Origin of the sequence: Altererythrobacter xiamenensis (assembly GCF_900177715.1) — a bacterium.
GTDB lineage: Bacteria > Pseudomonadota > Alphaproteobacteria > Sphingomonadales > Sphingomonadaceae > Erythrobacter > Erythrobacter xiamenensis.
This window is the reverse complement of record NZ_FXWG01000001.1, coordinates 274,210-290,493: the sequence shown is the minus strand read 5'-3', so window position 1 is coordinate 290,493 and position 16,284 is coordinate 274,210. Positions and strand designations below refer to the sequence as shown.

Genomic DNA, 16,284 nt, shown 5'->3' with positions numbered 1-16,284 from the left:
CCTTTGGCATACGGGCCTTCAGCCCTTCATTGCCTGCGCGAGGGTGTTCAAACGGGTGCGGATCGAGCCGTCGATGCGCTGCGATCCAATAGTTACGACGAGACCGCCCAGAAGCTCCGGGTCGACACTCGGCTTGATCTTGACGGTGCGGCCTTCGCGCGCGGTCAGCTTGTCCTTCAACGTGGCGAGCTGATCATCGCTGAGCGCGTGGGCGCTGGTCACTTCTGCCGTGACTTCACCGCGCTGTGCAGCGGCGATCGTCTGGAAAGCACGGATCATGTCGGGCAGGGCCGAGAGGCGGCGGTTCTGCGCCAGCACGGCGAGAAACTTCTGCGTCAGCTGCGACAGGCCGAGATAGCCCGCAACCCCTTCGATCGCGACACCCTGCTGGGCGCGGCTCAACTCGGGATTGGTCGTGACGCCCCGCAGCTCGGCCGATTCGGCGAGCGCGGCCTCGAGCTTCTCGAGGTCCGATTCGACAGCGGTCACGGTGCCGTCCTCGGCTGCGAGGTCGAACAAGGCGGAGGCATAACGCCCTGCAAGGCTAGCCTGAATACCGGCGGAAATATCCACGCGCGTGAGGTCCTCTTGGATCCGGAAAATAACGATGCATCGCCTTGTGTGATCGAGAGGCGATAAACCACCCCCGCAAGGCTGGCGCGCGCCTAGCACCGGCTATGCTGCGATGCAACCTTGGAAGGACGGATTCTATGGACTCGTCCAAATGAAAGCGTAGATTGTTGTCACACAGCGCAAGAAGCGCGGGGAGAGTGACCATGAAACTGACACCGATGGCTCCAAAGTGCGGGGTCGAGATTTCAGGCGTGCAACTGGCGAATTGCAGCGACGAAGAGATGGCTGCGATCAAGGAGGCGATCTACGAACACGGTGTGGCCGTATTCCGCGGTCAGGAATTCTCGCCCGAAGATCACATCCGTTTCGGCAAACGCTGGGGCGGTATCGACGTGAACAACTATTTCCCGCTGCAGGAAGAGTTCAACGAAATTGCGGTCGTGAAGAAAGAGGCCGACGAGCAGACCAATATCGGCGGCGCATGGCACACCGACCATTCCTATGACCAGATACCGGCGATGGGTTCGGTGCTGGTGGCGCGCGAGCTGCCGCCTCATGGTGGCGACACCTTGTGGGCCCATATGGGAGCTGCCTACGACGCGCTGCCGGACGACATCAAGGAGCAGATCGAAGGTCTGGAGGCCTTCCACACGGCGGACCACGTATATAAAGCCGACGGGCTCTATGCGCAGACCGACATGGGGAAGAACCTGCGCGGTCAGGACCTCAAGACCGGCGCGATCCATCCGGTCGTCATCCGGCACCCGCAGACCGGTCGCAAGCTGCTTTATGTAAACGGCGGTTTCACGATTCATTTCGTCGGGCAGACGCGAGAGGAAAGCCTGCCGCTGCTGCAAACACTTCTGGATGCTGCGCTCAAGGCCGATAACCAGTGCCGCTTGCAGTGGAAGCCGGGCACGGTCGCCATCTGGGACAACCGCACGACCTGGCACAACGCGATGAACGACTATCAGGGCCATCGGCGCGAGATGCACCGGATTACGCTGTCGGGCGAGGCTCTGGCCGCCTAGGCGCGGTTACTCGCTACCGCCGCCGCTGCTGGTGCTCGATCCGCCTACACCTGCCGGACGGGGCACGCAGTTGTAAACCAGCCTCTCGTTCGGGCTGCTCGGCAGGTTCGACAGGATTGCCGATTGCTGCTCGCCCAATGTTCGGGCGGCCTCGGTCACGCCGCAACTTGGCGGAGTGTACTGACTCCGGATCTCGCGGGCCGCTTCCATTGCAGAGTGACCAAGCAGGTAGCGGTCGGTGCGGAAAGTGCGCGTCTCCGGATCGTAGGTGTTCACCGCTACAGCGTCTTCATCGTTTGGCACCAGCACACGGGTGTATTCCCCATTGGCGAAGCCATACTGGGTGCGGCCGTTGACACAGCCATCGGCGCCCCAGTCGAACTCGACGTCGTCGGTGCGCGCGCCGGTAATGCGGCTGCGTTCAGGCACAATGGTGCACAACAGCGTGCCTTCGCTTGATTGGCCAATGTCGGGATTGTCGGGATCATCGTCACCGTCCATCGCTTGTGCGACGCGTTCGTCGATTTCGTCCAAGCCGGGGCGCGAAGACCAGATCACGATCGCGCCAATGATGCCGATCACGGCTATCGCTCCTGCGATCGTGGCTCTCTTGCGCTCCCCATCCTTCTGGAACTCGCGAAGGGCGAGGTAACTGCCGCCGACCCCAACGGCCAGCAGTATCAGTGCGAGCGCCAGCAGATTGTCGCGCTCGTTGAAAACGGCAAGCTGCGCCTCGAGCTGGGCACGATCGCGTTTCGCCTGAAGCTCTGCCTCGCGCCGCGCCATCCGCTCGCGCGCATCCTCGCGTTGCTGGTCGAGGCGGGCGCGTTCGGCCGCGTTTAGCTCGTCGATACTGGTGCAGGGCAGGGCATTGGTGCGCGGCTCTATATCGTTGGCGCGCAGGAAGGGGAGCAATTCGCGGGTCGAGACGGCGAAGTAGAACTCTGCGTCCGACCCCTCCGAATCCGCGCCGAAGCTGTTGACGCCCAGCACGCGGCCGCAGCCATCGAGCAAAGGACCGCCCGAATTCCCACGCGCGATTGGAGCGGTGTGGAGGATCGTGTCGAACTCCCTGCTCGGCCGTGCGCCAGAGAGGAAGCCGCGGCTCTTTACAGGCGGTTGGGCGCGAAAGATGTCACCGATATTGAGGCCCTGTGCGCGATCGACATTCATCGGATAGCCGACCGATGTAACTTCGCCCATGTCGCCCGCGATCGTGCCAGCTATGGTCAGCGGTGGCAGGCGCAGGCTGCCTTCGGTAATCTCGACCAGCGCCAGATCGTTGCGCGGACTGACCGCGATTGCACGGCCATAGGCGGCCTCCTCCCCTTCGGAAGGGACGATGCCGATTCGCAGGGTATCGTCTTGCAATGCCTCGCGGATGACATGCGCATTGGTGACGATCTTTTGCGGGGTGACGGCAAAGCCGCTGCCATGGCTGATCGGGAAGACTTCCTCTCCGTCGGTACCGATCAGGACGACGCGCACCACGCCGCGCGCTGCTGCATCGACGTCCGCCGGGTCAGCCTGTGCAAATGTCGGCAGGACGAGCGCGAAGAGGGCCGCAAGTGCGAGAATGATACGATCCATGGGCGCGTATTTGACCACCATATGTTTTGATCGCAAGCTTCGGGATGCAGCGAATGGAGGATTAACCTAATTCGGCGGTATGACTGAGCAGACCATTTCTCCCGATACGGCCTGGGCCGCCGTCAAGCGCCGCGACCGCAGTTTTGACGGGCGTTTCGTTACGGGCGTGCTGACCACGGGCATCTATTGCCGTCCCAGCTGTGCGGCGCGCCATCCTTCCAAGGAGAACGTCCGCTTCTTCGCCAACGGTGCCGAGGCGCGCGCTGCGGGATTGCGGGCCTGCAAGCGCTGCCTGCCAGACGATGTGGGACGTGACGAGGCGGCGGTGCTTGCCGCGATTGAGGAGATCAAGCAGGCGCACGGACGGCCGACGCTCGACGAGTTGGCGGCGATCACCGGCTATTCGCCGACGCACTTCCAGCGCGTGTTCAAACGCGCGACCGGGCTTTCGCCAGCCGCCTACGCGCGCGCGCTGAGAGAGGAGCGCGCAAGGGACGCCCTCGGCAAGGCAGGGCGCGTGACCGATGCGATCTACGATGCCGGCTACGAAGCGCCGAGCCGCTTCTACGATGATACGAAGGAGCGATTGGGCATGACGCCAAGCGACTGGAAAAATGGCGGCGAGGGCAGGGTGATCCGCTGGTCCGTCGTCGCGACGAGCCTTGGCGAGATGCTGGTCGCTGCAACCGGCAAGGGCGTGTGTTGCTTGTCCTTCGGTGAAGGTGAGCGGGAGCTTCGCGCGCGGTTTCCAAAGGCCGAACTGGTCGAAGGCGGAGGCGAATTTGCAGCGCTGCTCGAACAGGTTGTCGCAGCGGTGGAAGATCCGTCACTCGACAGTTCGCATATCCCGCTCGACGTGAAAGGCACTGTGTTCCAGCAACGCTGCTGGGAGGCGCTGCGGTCGATCCCCGCCGGAGAGACCCGCAGCTATGGCGAGCAGGCTGCAATGCTGGGCAATCCCAAGGCGAGCCGCGCAGTCGGCAGCGCGAATGGCGCGAACAACATCGCTGTACTGATCCCCTGCCACCGTGTGGTTCAGGCGGACGGATCACTGGGCGGGTATGCCTACGGTCCCGAAATCAAGGCCGAATTGCTGCGGCGGGAAAGAGGCGAGTAACCGTTTATGTGCGGCGCGCGATCGGTCCGAACGGTCCTGCCAAGCGCCTGATCACACGCAAATGAAAAGGGGCGGACCCATGGCCCGCCCCTTCCAATCTCAACGCTTCGAAAAGCCTTAGCCTTCGTCGACGGCCTTGCTGACGAGGATGTTCACCGAAACACGGCGGTTCTGGCGACGGCCCTCTTCGGTCGTGTTGTCCGCCAGCGGGTCCGATTCGGCCATGCCGGTCGGGGTGAGCATGCGCCAGGGCTTCCAGCCGCACTTCTGCTGCAGCGTGTTGACGACGCGGCCAGCGCGGCGTTCGCTCAGCACCTGGTTGTAGTCTTCATCACCCACGTTGTCGGTGTATCCGACGACGAGCAGGAGAGCATTTTCCATCGAGTCCGCTTCGGCAGCAGCGCGGCAGAGTTCATCCATCGCGCCGGGCTTGAGAGCCCATTTGCCGGTGTCGAAATAGACGTTGGTGGTGCCCTTGATGTTGTACTTGTCGATGTCACCCATGCGGCCGCGCAGAGCTTCGGTCGCCGCTGCGTTCTGGTTGATCGCAGCTTCGTTGGCGCCAAAGCGCTGCTCTGTGCCGTTGCGGATCATCGCAGCGGTCTTGAGATCCTTGCTCTTCAGATCGACCTGCGTGGCGACGAGGTTACCGGCCCACTGGACGGTCTCGACGGTCACGGGCAGACCATTGAGCAGCGAGTCCGCGGTCAGCGTATTGCGACCGAGACCGAGGAAGCCGCCGCTCGACTTGATTTCGGTGCCGGCGCTGATGGCGACGACGGCGTTGCTTCCGTCGGCGCGGGTTACCTGCATGCCATTGCCGTTGCGGGCCGAGATGAATCCTTCGATCTCGGGACCTTCGGGATAGCCGCTGAGGTCGGCCGGGACCTGACCCTGCACGGTGATGTTGGCTTCGGTCGCTTCCGGCTGCATTTCCTGCGCTGCAAGATTTGCAGTCGCCGGCATGGCCAGCCCTGCAAGCAGACAGATCGCGATCGGTTTCTTCGATACGATACTCATTACGTTACTCCTTCAAACCATTCAGCCGGGCGCGCTACCTCGCGGTATTAATGGAACCACCCCTTCCGAAGGCGTTTCCGGCTGACAGAACCCCCAAAAATTGTTCAATGCTGTGCGGCATAATTGACGTGTGCCTACGTCAGTGAAGGTGCGGTTGTTCAGGTGCTCCTGTCTAACACATGAACAATTCACGCTGCGCAAGCCCATGGGGGGGCGGTTAGAGCGCTTAATGCGGCGAACCGTTGCAAGAGGTTAGGTAACGGAGGCGGGAAATACGGGGAATCGCTTACCAGAAAGGGCAAAGAATCGCCCGATTCATCCGTTTTCGGGCGCAGTTCAGTCGAGCTTGGGCGGCATTCCCGGTTCAGCCTTGGCCATGGCGCGCTGATAGGCCTCACGCTCGCCGATGCGCTTGAGATAGGCCTGGAGGTTGGGCATCCCATCGATTCCCATCCCGCTCATCGCGCGGCTGGTCGTCAACTGGAACCCCATCATGATGTCGGCGGTGGTCAGCTGCGAACCTCCGAAATAGTCGGCCTCGCCCAGCCGCGTCTCGATGATCTGCCAGCTTTTCGCCATGCGGTCGGCGACGAAGGGAGGGATCTCGCCGCCATCGACCATGCGGCTTGCCACGAGCGCCATCATGCCATTGGTCATGAAGGTCGCATTGGCCCAGTGGTAGAAGAAGAGGTGGTCGGCGAAGTCGGCATGATCCTTTGAAGGAACGAGACCGCGATCGCCATATTGCGCGATGATCCAGTCGATGATCGCGCCGCTTTCACCCAGCACGAAGTCGCCATCGGTAATGACCGGCGCTATGCCCATCGGGTGGAGCGCCTTGTATTCGTCGGGAGCGAGGTTGTTATCCTCGCGGCGATTGTAGAGCTTGACCTCGTAATCAATGCCCATCTCTTCACAGAGCCAGACGATACGCTCGGATTGCGACAGGCGCAGATGGTGGACGGTCAGCATTGGCTCTCTCCCCGTTTATTTATTGCGAGCCCAGTCTTGGCTGGCAGGCTTGAGCGAGTCGAGTAATTTCTCTGCGCTGTCGAGGTAATCCTGGCGCTTCGCCTCGTCCATCCGGTCCCAGGTCGAATAGATGCGGCCGATGCGGTGGTTGCTTTCCAGCCTGTCGCGATGCCGATCCATGAAATGCCAGTAGAGCGGGTTGAACGGGCAGGCATCCTCGCCCGTCTTCTTCGAAACCGAATAGCGGCACTCCTTGCAGTAGTCCGACATCTTGTTGATGTAATTGCCGGAAGCTGCATAGGGCTTGGTCGCGAGCTTACCACCGTCGGCATAGAGGATCATCGCGCTGACATTGGGCAGTTCGACCCATTCATAGGCGTCTGCGTAGACCACCAGATACCAGTCCTGCACCTCGCGCGGATTGATCCCTGCCAGCAGCGCGAAATTGCCGAGCACCATGAGCCGCTGGATATGGTGGGCGTGAGCGTTTTCGCGCGTCGAGCGAATGCAATCGGCAAGGCAGCGCATGTCGGTTTCGCCCGTCCAGTAGAACTCCGGAAGACCGCGCTGCGCATTCAGCGCGTTGCGGCTTTCGAGATCGGGCATGAAATACCAGTAGAAACCGCGGACATATTCGCGCCAGCCAATGATCTGGCGGATGAAGCCTTCGACGGAATTGAGCGGAGCCTTGCCGCCCTCGTAGGCCTTCTGTGCGCGCTGACATAGCTCCAGCGGGTCGAGCAGGCCGAGGTTGATACTCGTCGACAGCATCGAGTGATAAAGGTCATCCTGCCCGTGGACCATCGCGTCCTGATAGGGTCCGAACTTCTCGATCCGCTCTGCGAAAAACGCATCGGCGGCTTTCTCGGCCTGGTCGCTGGTCACCGGCCAGCCGAAACCTTCAAGGCTGCCGAAATGGTCGCCGAATGTCTCTTCGACCAGCTCGATGCATTCCTGCGTGATTGCGTCGGGTTCGAAGGTCGGGCGCTCCGGCGGATCCATCTCATCATCCGGACTTTCCCGGTTCTGCTTGTCGTAGTTCCAGTCGCCGCCGGTCGGCTTGCCATCCTGCGTCATCAGCAGGCCGGTCTTGCGGCGCATCTGGCGATAGAAGTGCTCCATCGTCAGGTGATCGCGATCCTCCGCCCACTCGCGGAACTCCGAGAGCGGGCAGATGAAGCGATCGTCATCGAGAACTTCGATCTCGCAGGCGAACTTGTCGGGCCATTCCAGGATGGCTTGCTGGACGCGCCATTCGCCCGCATCGACCACGTGGATCGCGCGCGGATCGTGCCGCTCGATCGCGCGGGCGACCTCGCCGGTGAAGCTGCCGGAGTTATCCTCGTCGGTCAGCTTGACGTAGTCGACCGTCCAGCCGGCATCCTCCAGCTCCGCAGCGAAATGGCGCATCGCGGAAAAGATCAGCGTGATCTTCTGCTTGTGGTGTTTGACGTAGGTCGCCTCGTCCCGGACCTCCATCATCAGGATGACGGTGTCGTCCTTGGTCCGCCCGCGCAGGCTGGCAAGGTCACGGCTCAGCTGGTCGCCGAGAATGGGAACGAGGATGGGTTGGGAATCGCCGTCGGACATTACCGATCAACTCAACAGGAAGACTTCGGTGCCGACAATTGATCGATCAGTCGGCTTCGTCCGAAGTCTCTCCGATAACCGGCGCAATATCGGTGGCGAGTATCGTAGATCCATCACGCATTGCCTCAATCCTGCGGATCGCATCGCGGCCAGCGTCGCCCCCGTGCGGGTCATTCGCGAGGATACTGAGCAGTTGGATGGCCGCTTCGAATTGACCGTTATTCGCGAGATCGATGGCATAGGCAAACCGGATTTCACGTGATTCCGGAGCCCTCTCGAATGCGGTCTTCAGGGAAGGTGAGACAACCGCGTCACGATGCCCCCTGCGCGAATAGCTCTGCGCCAGGGCAAACAGCGCATAGGGGTCGCGAGGGGAGAGTTCGGCAGCCTTGCTGATATACCGGCGAGCATTCTTCCACTCTTCCTCAACATAGGGTTGGTCCATGCTTTCGAGGCGGGCGATCTCCAACTCACCCATGAGAACATTCGCATGTACGTGCTCGGCGTCTGCGGCCAACGCGTTTTTCAGGGCCGCTCTGGCAGCCGAGAAATCCGGCGATGTTTCTTCGGCATCGGCTGCACTGTCGGCAGACAGAGCGAGATCGTATTCTGCGCGGCCCAGCTGGTACCAGGCTTCGGCATCTCCGCTTGCCGTTGCGGCCGTAAGTGCATCGCGCGTTTCAGCGAGATCCGCTCCGCCAAGACGCCTGAGTTTGAGGGCGAGGGTGGCGGACTCCGCTTCGCTCAAACGTGTGACTTGGACATCGTCACGATAGGGAAGAGCCAGATTGGATTTCTTGAACGTCATGCGGCCTTTCACATAGCCTCTCAATTCCTTTTCCAATTCATCGAGGTCGCCAAACTCCGCACGCGCCGCGTCGAGTGACGTCTCGCCGCGATTGATCCGGCGCAGATATCGGTCGACCTGTTTTCCGGCCTCGGGAGATTCGAGATAAAGCATGTGGGTCAGCGCCCATGACCAGCCGTAGAATGCTGATGCGCCATCGCCCTTTATCTGACTGGGCCTCACGGTCAGCAGGAGATCGATGGGGATCCGGGGCGCATATTCGATTTCTGCAGCGCGATGGAATGCGGGTTTGCCGAAATACCATTCCCCGTTCTTCTTGAACTCGGCCGTGGCGACGAACTCTGCAAAACCTTCGACTAGCCAGGCAGGCGCAGGCACATGCAAGTTGTTGAACATGAAATGATGCGCATATTCATGGAACAGGGTTCTCTTGCCCGACAGGCGGTCCCGCGATCGGGTCTTCTGCCGGTTCGAAATGGCAAAGCTGCCATCCGTGCGAGCGAAATATATACCGGCGATATTGTTCATATCGACCAGCTTTTGCACATCGTCTGCGCTCGAGACGAGGTAGATGTTGAGCTTTGCCGGATCGGCCTCCGGCCGCACCTGAAAGGCCAGCCGCATCAGCGCGTCGAACTTCTCGGCCTCGTGAGCAAACTCCTCGAGCTGCTTCTCCTGGCCATCGCTGAAAATCGTGAAATGATGCGTATCAGCGCGATACCAGGTCTCAGCGTGACCCGGCGCGGCGATGAACATTGCAAGAAATACGAACCAATATTTCGAAAGCTTTTTCATGATCCCCCGACCCCATTCTACCGATCGATAGTATCAAGCCCGGGCTGAAACTCAACCGCCGAGGGGGATTAAATCCTTACTACACAAAGCTGTAAGGATCGATGTCGACGCCTACGCGAACGCCCGGTGCGAAGTTCTGGCCGGAAATCCAGCCGGTGATGATCCGCTGCAATTCGACCGAGCGGCGCGCGTTGACGAGAAAGCGGTAGCGATAGCGCCCGCGCAGCAGAGCTAGCGGGGCGGGGGCGGGGCCGAGGATCATGAGCTCATCCACCTTGGGCCGGCTCGCCCCCAGCCGGTTGGCAGCTTCGCGCGCCTCGGCATCGTCTTCGGAGGAAATGATGATCGCAGCCCAACGACCGAACGGTGGAGCGCCGACCATGCGCCTCGCTTCGGTTTCCGCCTCGTAGAAGGCCTCGCGGTCACCGTCCGCCAGTGCGGCAATGACCGGCGCGGTGGGATGCCGAGTCTGGAGAAAGACTTCGCCCGGTTTTGCGCCGCGCCCGGCGCGCCCTGCGACCTGCGCGATCTGCTGGTAGGTCCGCTCGGCTGCGCGCAAGTCCCCGCCTTCGAGACCGAGATCGGCATCGACTACGCCCACCAGCGTCAGTTCGGGGAAGTGGAAACCCTTGGTGACGAGCTGCGTGCCGACGATGATATCGACCGCGCCGCTTTCCGCCTCGGCGATGAACTGCGCCGCCCGCTCCGGCGAATTGAGCGTGTCGGAAGTGGCGATGGCCACGCGCGCCTCCGGAAGAATTTCCGCGACCTCGTCGGCGATGCGTTCAACGCCGGGGCCGCAGGCGACAAGGCAATCGGGCTCGCCGCATTCGGGGCAGGCATCGGGCGGCTGCGTTTCGTGGCCGCAGTGATGGCAGGCGAGGCGGCGCGAGAGGCGATGTTCGACCAGCCAGGCGCTGCAGTTGGGGCACTGGAAGCGAAAGCCGCAATTGCGGCACAGCGTCAGCGGCGCAAACCCGCGGCGGTTCAAAAACAGCAGCGACTGCTCGCCTTTCGCCAGCCGGTCTTCCAGCGCGGCCACCAGCCGCGGCGCGAGCCAGCGACCCGCGCCGGGTTTCTCTTCGGTGAGGTCGATCCGCTCGATATGCGGCAGTTCCGCCCCGCCATAGCGGCTGTGGAGGTCGAGCTTTTCGTAAACGCCGCTTTCGGCCATCTGCAGGCTTTCGAGCGCGGGGGTGGCGCTCGCCAGAACCACCGGAAAGCCCTCGAACCGGGCGCGCATCACCGAAACGTCACGCGCGTTGTAGCGCACGCCGTCGTCCTGCTTGAAGCTCACCTCATGCGCCTCGTCGACGACGATCAGGCCGAGGTTCCTGTAGGGCAGGAACAGCGCCGAACGCGCACCGACGACCACCTGCGCCGTACCATCCGCGATGGCGCGCCATGCCCGCCGCCGCTCGGTGGATTTGAGCGAGGAATGCCACAGCACCGGAGAGGCACCGAAGCGGGCCTCAAAGCGCTTGAGGAAGTTCTCGGTGAGCGCGATCTCGGGCAGGAGGACCAGCACTTGCCGTCCCATCCGCACCGCCTCGGCCATCGGTTCGAAATAGGTCTCGGTCTTGCCCGAACCGGTGACGCCATCGAGCAGGAAGGGCGCGAATGTGCGCGCCTTCACCGCCTCGTTCAGACGGTCCGCGACTTCGCGCTGTTCCGGTTCGAGCTCGGGGATGTCGTAGTCGGGATCGGCAGGCGGGAAGGGGCGGTCGATCGCAACGCTGACCGGCTCGATCACGCCCTGGTTGACCAGCCCGCGCAGCACGCCTTCCGAAACGCCCGCGATCCCCGCCAGTTCGCGGATCGTCGCCTGCTCGCCTTCGAGCGCTTCCATCGCGACTTCGCGCTGCGGGGTCATCCGTTCCGGCATGCCGCCCGACAGGCGATATTCGGTCATCGTCGCGGGGCCGTTGAGCGCGCCTCCGCTGGAAATCACCATGCGCGCCACCGCGCTCATCGGGGCGCAATAATAGTCCGCCGTCCACTCGATCAGCCGCCGCAAGGGGGCCGAAAGCGGCGGCACCGGCATGACCTCGACCAGCGCGCGCAGCTTGCTCGCCGGAACGTCGTTCGCAGGCAGGCGTTTCTCGTCCCATACAATGCCGGTGATCTGACGCGGGCCGAGCGGCGCAAGCACGACCGAGCCCGGCTCGACCGTCATGCCCTCGGGCACTTTGTAGTCGAGCGCGCCAATTGCGGCATTGAATACGAGAAGTCGGACGCGGTTCATGTGTCCGTGCATATGGGCATTGCCTGGGGCTGGCGGCAAGGAGATAGCCGATGGATATGAACGCTTTGAACGAACGAGTACCGACACGACGCGCCTTTCTGGGCGGAGCGATGGCGAGCGCGACGCTGCTGGCATTGCCGGCCTGCTCAACCTTGCCGGCCTTCAGCTTCACCGAAGCGATCCGCCGCATGTTGCTGCTGTCGAGCGAACGCGCCTTCGCACGTCTGACTGCTCCCGGCGGTTACTGGGACGACCAGGTGACGCGCATCGGTCTCGGCAATCTGCTCGGCACGCGCGGCGATATCCTGTCCGATATTCTCACCTCCGCTCTGTTCAAAAACCGGCTGGAGGATGCATTTGCCGACATCGCGATCGAAGGTTCCTATCGCGCCGCGCCGATCGTGGCTGACGCGGTGCGGGTAGTCGGCATCGAGAACGCCGTGGCTCTGGTGCGAGGCGGCCCCCGCGCGGCGACGAGCTTCCTGCGCGGCGAAATGGGCGGCCAGCTGATCGAGGCGATGGTGCCCGAACTTGGCCGCGCCATCGAGATCGCCTCCGATCCTCTGGTCGGACAATTGGTCAGTGCTGCAGTAGGGGCCGACGTCGGCTCGATCGCGCAGCGCCTGTCGGGCAATATCAACGATGCGATCTGGCAGGAAATCGGCTTCGAGGAAGAGGCGATCCGCCGCGATCCGCGCTCCACCAATGACGCAGTAATCATCGGCGTATTCGGTGCGGAGGGCGCGTTATAGCTGAAAATCGCAGCGGATGAGCACCAGCGCGAGGGTGGCCTCGCGGCGTGAGCGCGCTATAGCGGTGCGAGAATCGCAAACCTGACGCCGGAGCGCATCGCACATGAAATTCTTCGCCGACACCGCCGAACTCGACGACATCAAGGAACTGGCCGCCACCGGCCTCCTCGACGGGGTCACCACCAACCCCTCGCTGATCCACAAGTCGGGCCGCGACTTCATGGAAGTGACCAGGGAAATCTGCGCCATCGTGGATGGTCCCGTCTCTGCAGAGGTCGTCGCGCTCGACCACGAAACCATGATGAAAGAGGCCGAAGTCCTGCGGAAGATCGCGGACAATGTCTGCATCAAGGTGCCGCTGACGATCGACGGACTCAAGACCTGCAAGGCGTTGACCGAAGACGGCACGATGGTGAACGTCACGCTGTGCTTCTCGGCCAACCAGGCGTTGCTCGCAGCGAAGGCGGGCGCGACTTTCGTCAGCCCCTTCGTCGGGCGGCATGACGACAACGGCTTCGACGGGATGGAGCTAATTGCCGACATCAACCTGATCTACAGCAATTACGGCTTCGAAACCGAAATCCTCGTCGCCTCGGTCCGCCACGTCACTCACGTGCTGCAGGCGGCCAAGATTGGCGCAGACGTGATGACTGCGCCGCCCAAGGTGATCAAGCAGCTCTTCAACCACGTCCTCACAGATAAGGGGATTGAAGGCTTCCTCGCCGACTGGGAAAAGACCGGCCAGAGCATCATCTGACCGCGAAACACCCCGACTGAATGGCTGAAGAAACCCCTCTCGACAAATTCAAGCAGGCGCTGACCGGCGCCAGCCGCGCGCTTGCGCGGGAGGCCGAGGTCGAAGTCGCTTGGAGCGCTGATTCTCCCACTGCTTCGGGCAAGCATTTTCGCGTGCCCCTGCCAGCGCGCGATTTGCCGCAGGAACAGGTGAGCGAGGCGCGCGGTTTCGCCGACAGTTTCGCGCTCAAGCTGCGCCACCATAACGAGGGGCTGCATTCCAAGCACGCGCCGCCCGAACCGGTGGCGCGCGCCTGCTATGATGCGATCGAGCAGGCCCGCTATGAAGCGCTGGGTGCGAACAATTACAGCGGTATTCGCGCCAACCTCGAAAGCGCGGTCGAGATGCGCACCGCGTCCGATCCGATATCGCGTGCCGAGAGCGCCAATGACGTGCCGATCCAGACCGCGCTCTCGCTCATGGTGCGCGAGAAGCTGACGGGCGAGCCGATCCCCGAGCGCGCGCAGGCGGGCGTCGACATGGTCCGCGACTTCATCGAGGAGAAGGTCGGCGACGATTTCGAATCGCTCGCGCTTTCGCTCGATGATCAGGAGGCGTTCCAGTCGCTCAGCCTCGACATGCTCCAGCATCTCGACCTCACCCATCCGACCGATGCGCCCGATGAGGGTGACAACGATCAGGGCGAGGACGAAGAGGGGCAGGACGAGCAGGAACAGGAAGGCGACGACGAAAGCGAAGGTCAGGGCGAGCCGCAAGGCTCCGAAGCCGCTGGCGAAATGGCCGAAGGTGAGGCCGAGGGCGAAGGCGAGACCGAACAGTCCTCCGAACAGGAAATGTCGGAAGGCGAGCCCGGTGACGAGGGCGAAGAAGGCATGATGCCGGTGCGGCCCAACCGGCCGCAGGGCGAGATCCCGATGGACCTCGACTATCATGCCTATACCGAGCGTTTCGATGAGGAAATTGCCGCGCCCGAGCTGTGTGATGCCGAAGAGCTCGACCGACTGCGCGCCTATCTCGACAGCCAGCTGACCGGCCTGCAGGGCGTGGTGACGCGGCTCGCCAACCGTCTCCAGCGCCGCCTGATGGCGCAGCAGAACCGCAGCTGGGATTTCGACCAGGAAGACGGGATCGTCGATGCCTCGCGCCTGCCGCGCGTGATCGTCTCGCCCGGCACCGCGCTCGCCTACAAGACCGAGAAGGACGTCGAGTTCAAGGACACGATCGTAACCCTGCTGATCGACAACTCCGGCTCCATGCGCGGACGGCCGATCAGCATCGCCGCGATCAGCGCGGACATTCTCGCCCGCACGCTGGAGCGCAGCGGCGTGAAGACCGAGATTCTCGGCTTCACCACCCGCGCGTGGAAGGGCGGGCAGAGCCGTGAGGCTTGGCTCGCCGATGGTAAACCGGGCAATCCGGGGCGCCTCAACGATCTGCGCCATATCATCTACAAGAAGGCCGACGAGCCGTGGCGCCGCGCGCGCCGCAATCTCGGCCTGATGATGCGCGAAGGACTGCTCAAGGAAAACATCGACGGCGAAGCGCTGATGTGGGCGCACAACCGGCTGATCGGCCGGCGCGAGGATCGCCGCATCCTGATGGTGATTTCCGACGGCGCACCGGTCGATGATTCGACGCTCAGCGTGAACAGCGCGGGCTATCTCGAGGCGCATTTGCGCAAGGTGATCGAGTGGATCGAGAACGTCTCGCCGGTGCAGCTGGTGGCGATCGGCATCGGCCACGATGTGACGCGCTATTACCGCCGCGCGGTGACGATCATGGATGTCGAACAGCTTGGGGGCACGATCATCGAACAGCTCGCCGAACTGTTCGAGGATGAGAAGCGGGGCAGGCGTTGAGGGCGGTTTGGCCGATCTTGTGGGCTTGCCTCGGCATGTCGGTCCACGGTGCGGCAGTGGCTCAAGATTCGGAATGCTACGACCTTAAAGTCAGGGCTCGTGCAGTCTCGCAGGTACCTACGCCAATTCCGAATGAACCCGGTTACATTGTCATTGGTTGGCCCTGGTTTGTAGACCTCAAGGTCAAAAAAGTCATCGACGGCGAATTGCAGCAAAGGAAAATCGAGACACTAGCGGTTTTGCATTCATCATATGTGAGCAAAACTCGAACCTGGCTTTTACGCCGTAACAATCTCGGCGGATTCAATGTCTTGCGGGTTCCTGAACCTGATCGTGTGGAACGGTGCGGCTCATTGGAGCCTCCAGCGAACACCTATTTGACACCGCCTGTAGGCAGAACGTTATCCGATGAACGTCGTGCCGCCGAAGAAATGTGGAAACGCGATTATACAGACGAGGACGATTAGTTGAACGTATCCGAAGCCGTCGCGACGCGCCGCAGCGTCCGCAAGTTCACCGACCAGAAGGTCGACCGCGCGGTGCTCACCCGCATTCTCGAGAAATCACAGCGTTCGCCCAGCGGCGGCAATACCCAGCCGTGGAACGCGGTGGTGCTGACGGGCGAGCCGATGCAGACACTCTTCGCACGGATTGCCGAGGAGTTTCCCAAGGGTCGCGCCGCCCATGCGCCCGAATATCACATCTATCCGCCCGAGCTTGAGGGGGCTTACGAGGAGCGCCGCTTCGGAGTGGGTGAGGCGATGTATGCTGCGCTCGAAATCCCGCGCGAGGACAAGGCCAAGCGGCTGATGTGGTTTGCCGAGAACTTCCGCGCCTTCGGTGCGCCGGTGCTGATGCTGATCCACACGCCCAAGTATATGGGGCCGCCGCAGTGGTCGGACATCGGCATGTGGATGCAGACCATCGGCCTGCTGGCGCGCGAGGAAGGGCTCGACACCTGCTACCAGGAGGCCTGGGCGGTCTATTCGCCGCAGATCCGCGAAGTGGTCGAAATCCCGGAGGATCATACCTTCTTCTGCGGGATCGCTGTCGGCCACCGTGACCCCGACGCGCCGATCAACAGCTTCGACGTGCCGCGCGCCGACATTTCCGAATCGATCCGCTGGGAAGGCTGGGATTGATTTTGCCGACGCGCCGCCGCAAAGCGCGCGCAT

At 62.3% G+C, this 16,284-nt stretch carries 14 protein-coding genes; 7 read left to right on the top strand and 7 right to left on the bottom strand.

Annotation, left to right across the window (positions count from 1 at the left end):
- Nucleotides 1-18 precede the first annotated feature (18 nt).
- The gene (locus tag CCE89_RS01490) at nt 19-573 is read right to left on the bottom strand and encodes a F0F1 ATP synthase subunit delta (protein ID WP_086436270.1); all 555 of its coding nucleotides are present in this window, start codon (nt 571-573) and stop codon (nt 19-21) included.
- A 203-nt stretch (nt 574-776) separates the two neighbouring features.
- Between CCE89_RS01490 and CCE89_RS01485 the strand changes: the two genes are divergently transcribed.
- The gene (locus tag CCE89_RS01485; protein ID WP_234989879.1) at nt 777-1,604 is read left to right on the top strand and encodes a TauD/TfdA dioxygenase family protein; all 828 of its coding nucleotides are present in this window, start codon (nt 777-779) and stop codon (nt 1,602-1,604) included.
- A gap of 6 nt (nt 1,605-1,610) precedes the next feature.
- Here CCE89_RS01485 and CCE89_RS01480 read toward each other — a convergent pair whose 3' ends face one another.
- Nucleotides 1,611-3,194, bottom strand: a complete 1,584-nt coding sequence (locus CCE89_RS01480) for a S1 family peptidase (RefSeq protein ID WP_086436936.1) — start codon at nt 3,192-3,194, stop codon at nt 1,611-1,613.
- Between the two features lie 79 nt (nt 3,195-3,273).
- Here CCE89_RS01480 and CCE89_RS01475 point away from each other — a divergent pair, with 79 nt between their 5' ends.
- Nucleotides 3,274-4,311, top strand: a complete 1,038-nt coding sequence (locus CCE89_RS01475) for a bifunctional transcriptional activator/DNA repair enzyme AdaA (protein ID WP_086436269.1) — start codon at nt 3,274-3,276, stop codon at nt 4,309-4,311.
- A gap of 117 nt (nt 4,312-4,428) precedes the next feature.
- On the opposite strand, the gene CCE89_RS01470 is transcribed toward CCE89_RS01475, so the two are convergent.
- From CCE89_RS01470 to CCE89_RS01450, 5 genes are all read right to left on the bottom strand, one after another.
- Nucleotides 4,429-5,331, bottom strand: coding sequence for an OmpA family protein (locus tag CCE89_RS01470; RefSeq protein ID WP_086436268.1), 903 nt, complete (start codon nt 5,329-5,331; stop codon nt 4,429-4,431).
- Nucleotides 5,332-5,667: 336 nt separating this feature from the next.
- Nucleotides 5,668-6,303 carry a glutathione S-transferase family protein gene (locus tag CCE89_RS01465; RefSeq protein WP_086436267.1) on the bottom strand — a complete coding sequence of 212 codons (636 nt, stop codon included), beginning with the start codon at nt 6,301-6,303 and terminating at the stop codon, nt 5,668-5,670.
- A 15-nt stretch (nt 6,304-6,318) separates the two neighbouring features.
- Nucleotides 6,319-7,893: a cryptochrome/photolyase family protein gene (locus CCE89_RS01460; RefSeq protein WP_086436266.1), complete on the bottom strand. Its 1,575-nt coding sequence runs from the start codon at nt 7,891-7,893 to the stop codon at nt 6,319-6,321.
- Between the two features lie 46 nt (nt 7,894-7,939).
- Nucleotides 7,940-9,496 carry a tetratricopeptide repeat protein gene (locus CCE89_RS01455; RefSeq protein WP_086436265.1) on the bottom strand — a complete coding sequence of 519 codons (1,557 nt, stop codon included), beginning with the start codon at nt 9,494-9,496 and terminating at the stop codon, nt 7,940-7,942.
- 79 nt (nt 9,497-9,575) lie between these two features.
- A complete protein-coding gene (locus CCE89_RS01450; protein WP_086436264.1) occupies nt 9,576-11,741 on the bottom strand; it encodes a primosomal protein N' in 2,166 nt (721 codons plus the stop codon).
- A 50-nt stretch (nt 11,742-11,791) separates the two neighbouring features.
- On the opposite strand from CCE89_RS01450, the gene CCE89_RS01445 reads away from it, so the two are divergent.
- The 5 genes from CCE89_RS01445 (at nt 11,792) to CCE89_RS01430 (ending at nt 16,251) form a co-directional block, all read left to right on the top strand.
- The gene (locus tag CCE89_RS01445; RefSeq protein WP_327078631.1) at nt 11,792-12,493 is read left to right on the top strand and encodes a DUF4197 domain-containing protein; all 702 of its coding nucleotides are present in this window, start codon (nt 11,792-11,794) and stop codon (nt 12,491-12,493) included.
- 103 nt (nt 12,494-12,596) lie between these two features.
- Nucleotides 12,597-13,250, top strand: a complete 654-nt coding sequence (gene fsa / locus CCE89_RS01440; protein ID WP_086436263.1) for a fructose-6-phosphate aldolase — start codon at nt 12,597-12,599, stop codon at nt 13,248-13,250.
- A 20-nt stretch (nt 13,251-13,270) separates the two neighbouring features.
- The gene (cobT, locus tag CCE89_RS01435; RefSeq protein WP_086436262.1) at nt 13,271-15,109 is read left to right on the top strand and encodes a cobaltochelatase subunit CobT; all 1,839 of its coding nucleotides are present in this window, start codon (nt 13,271-13,273) and stop codon (nt 15,107-15,109) included.
- A 35-nt stretch (nt 15,110-15,144) separates the two neighbouring features.
- Nucleotides 15,145-15,576, top strand: a complete 432-nt coding sequence (locus CCE89_RS15055) for a hypothetical protein (protein ID WP_143255932.1) — start codon at nt 15,145-15,147, stop codon at nt 15,574-15,576.
- On the top strand, nt 15,577-16,251 hold the full coding sequence (locus tag CCE89_RS01430) for a nitroreductase (RefSeq protein WP_086436261.1): 675 nt from the start codon (nt 15,577-15,579) through the stop codon (nt 16,249-16,251).
- The last annotated feature ends 33 nt before the right edge of the window (nt 16,252-16,284 follow it).

Bases quoted from the DNA above. Each gene is read 5' to 3' on its own strand.
- CCE89_RS01445 (WP_327078631.1), top strand. From the start codon at position 11,792: ATGGATATGAACGCTTTGAACGAACGAGTACCGACACGACGCGCCTTT.
- CCE89_RS01480 (WP_086436936.1), bottom strand. From the start codon at position 3,194: ATGGATCGTATCATTCTCGCACTTGCGGCCCTCTTCGCGCTCGTCCTG.
- CCE89_RS15055 (WP_143255932.1), top strand. From the start codon at position 15,145: ATGTCGGTCCACGGTGCGGCAGTGGCTCAAGATTCGGAATGCTACGAC.
- CCE89_RS01455 (WP_086436265.1), bottom strand. From the start codon at position 9,496: ATGAAAAAGCTTTCGAAATATTGGTTCGTATTTCTTGCAATGTTCATC.
- CCE89_RS01485 (WP_234989879.1), top strand. From the start codon at position 777: ATGAAACTGACACCGATGGCTCCAAAGTGCGGGGTCGAGATTTCAGGC.
- CCE89_RS01450 (WP_086436264.1), bottom strand. From the start codon at position 11,741: ATGAACCGCGTCCGACTTCTCGTATTCAATGCCGCAATTGGCGCGCTC.
- fsa (WP_086436263.1), top strand. From the start codon at position 12,597: ATGAAATTCTTCGCCGACACCGCCGAACTCGACGACATCAAGGAACTG.
- CCE89_RS01470 (WP_086436268.1), bottom strand. From the start codon at position 5,331: ATGAGTATCGTATCGAAGAAACCGATCGCGATCTGTCTGCTTGCAGGG.
- CCE89_RS01465 (WP_086436267.1), bottom strand. From the start codon at position 6,303: ATGCTGACCGTCCACCATCTGCGCCTGTCGCAATCCGAGCGTATCGTC.
- CCE89_RS01475 (WP_086436269.1), top strand. From the start codon at position 3,274: ATGACTGAGCAGACCATTTCTCCCGATACGGCCTGGGCCGCCGTCAAG.
- cobT (WP_086436262.1), top strand. From the start codon at position 13,271: ATGGCTGAAGAAACCCCTCTCGACAAATTCAAGCAGGCGCTGACCGGC.
- CCE89_RS01460 (WP_086436266.1), bottom strand. From the start codon at position 7,893: ATGTCCGACGGCGATTCCCAACCCATCCTCGTTCCCATTCTCGGCGAC.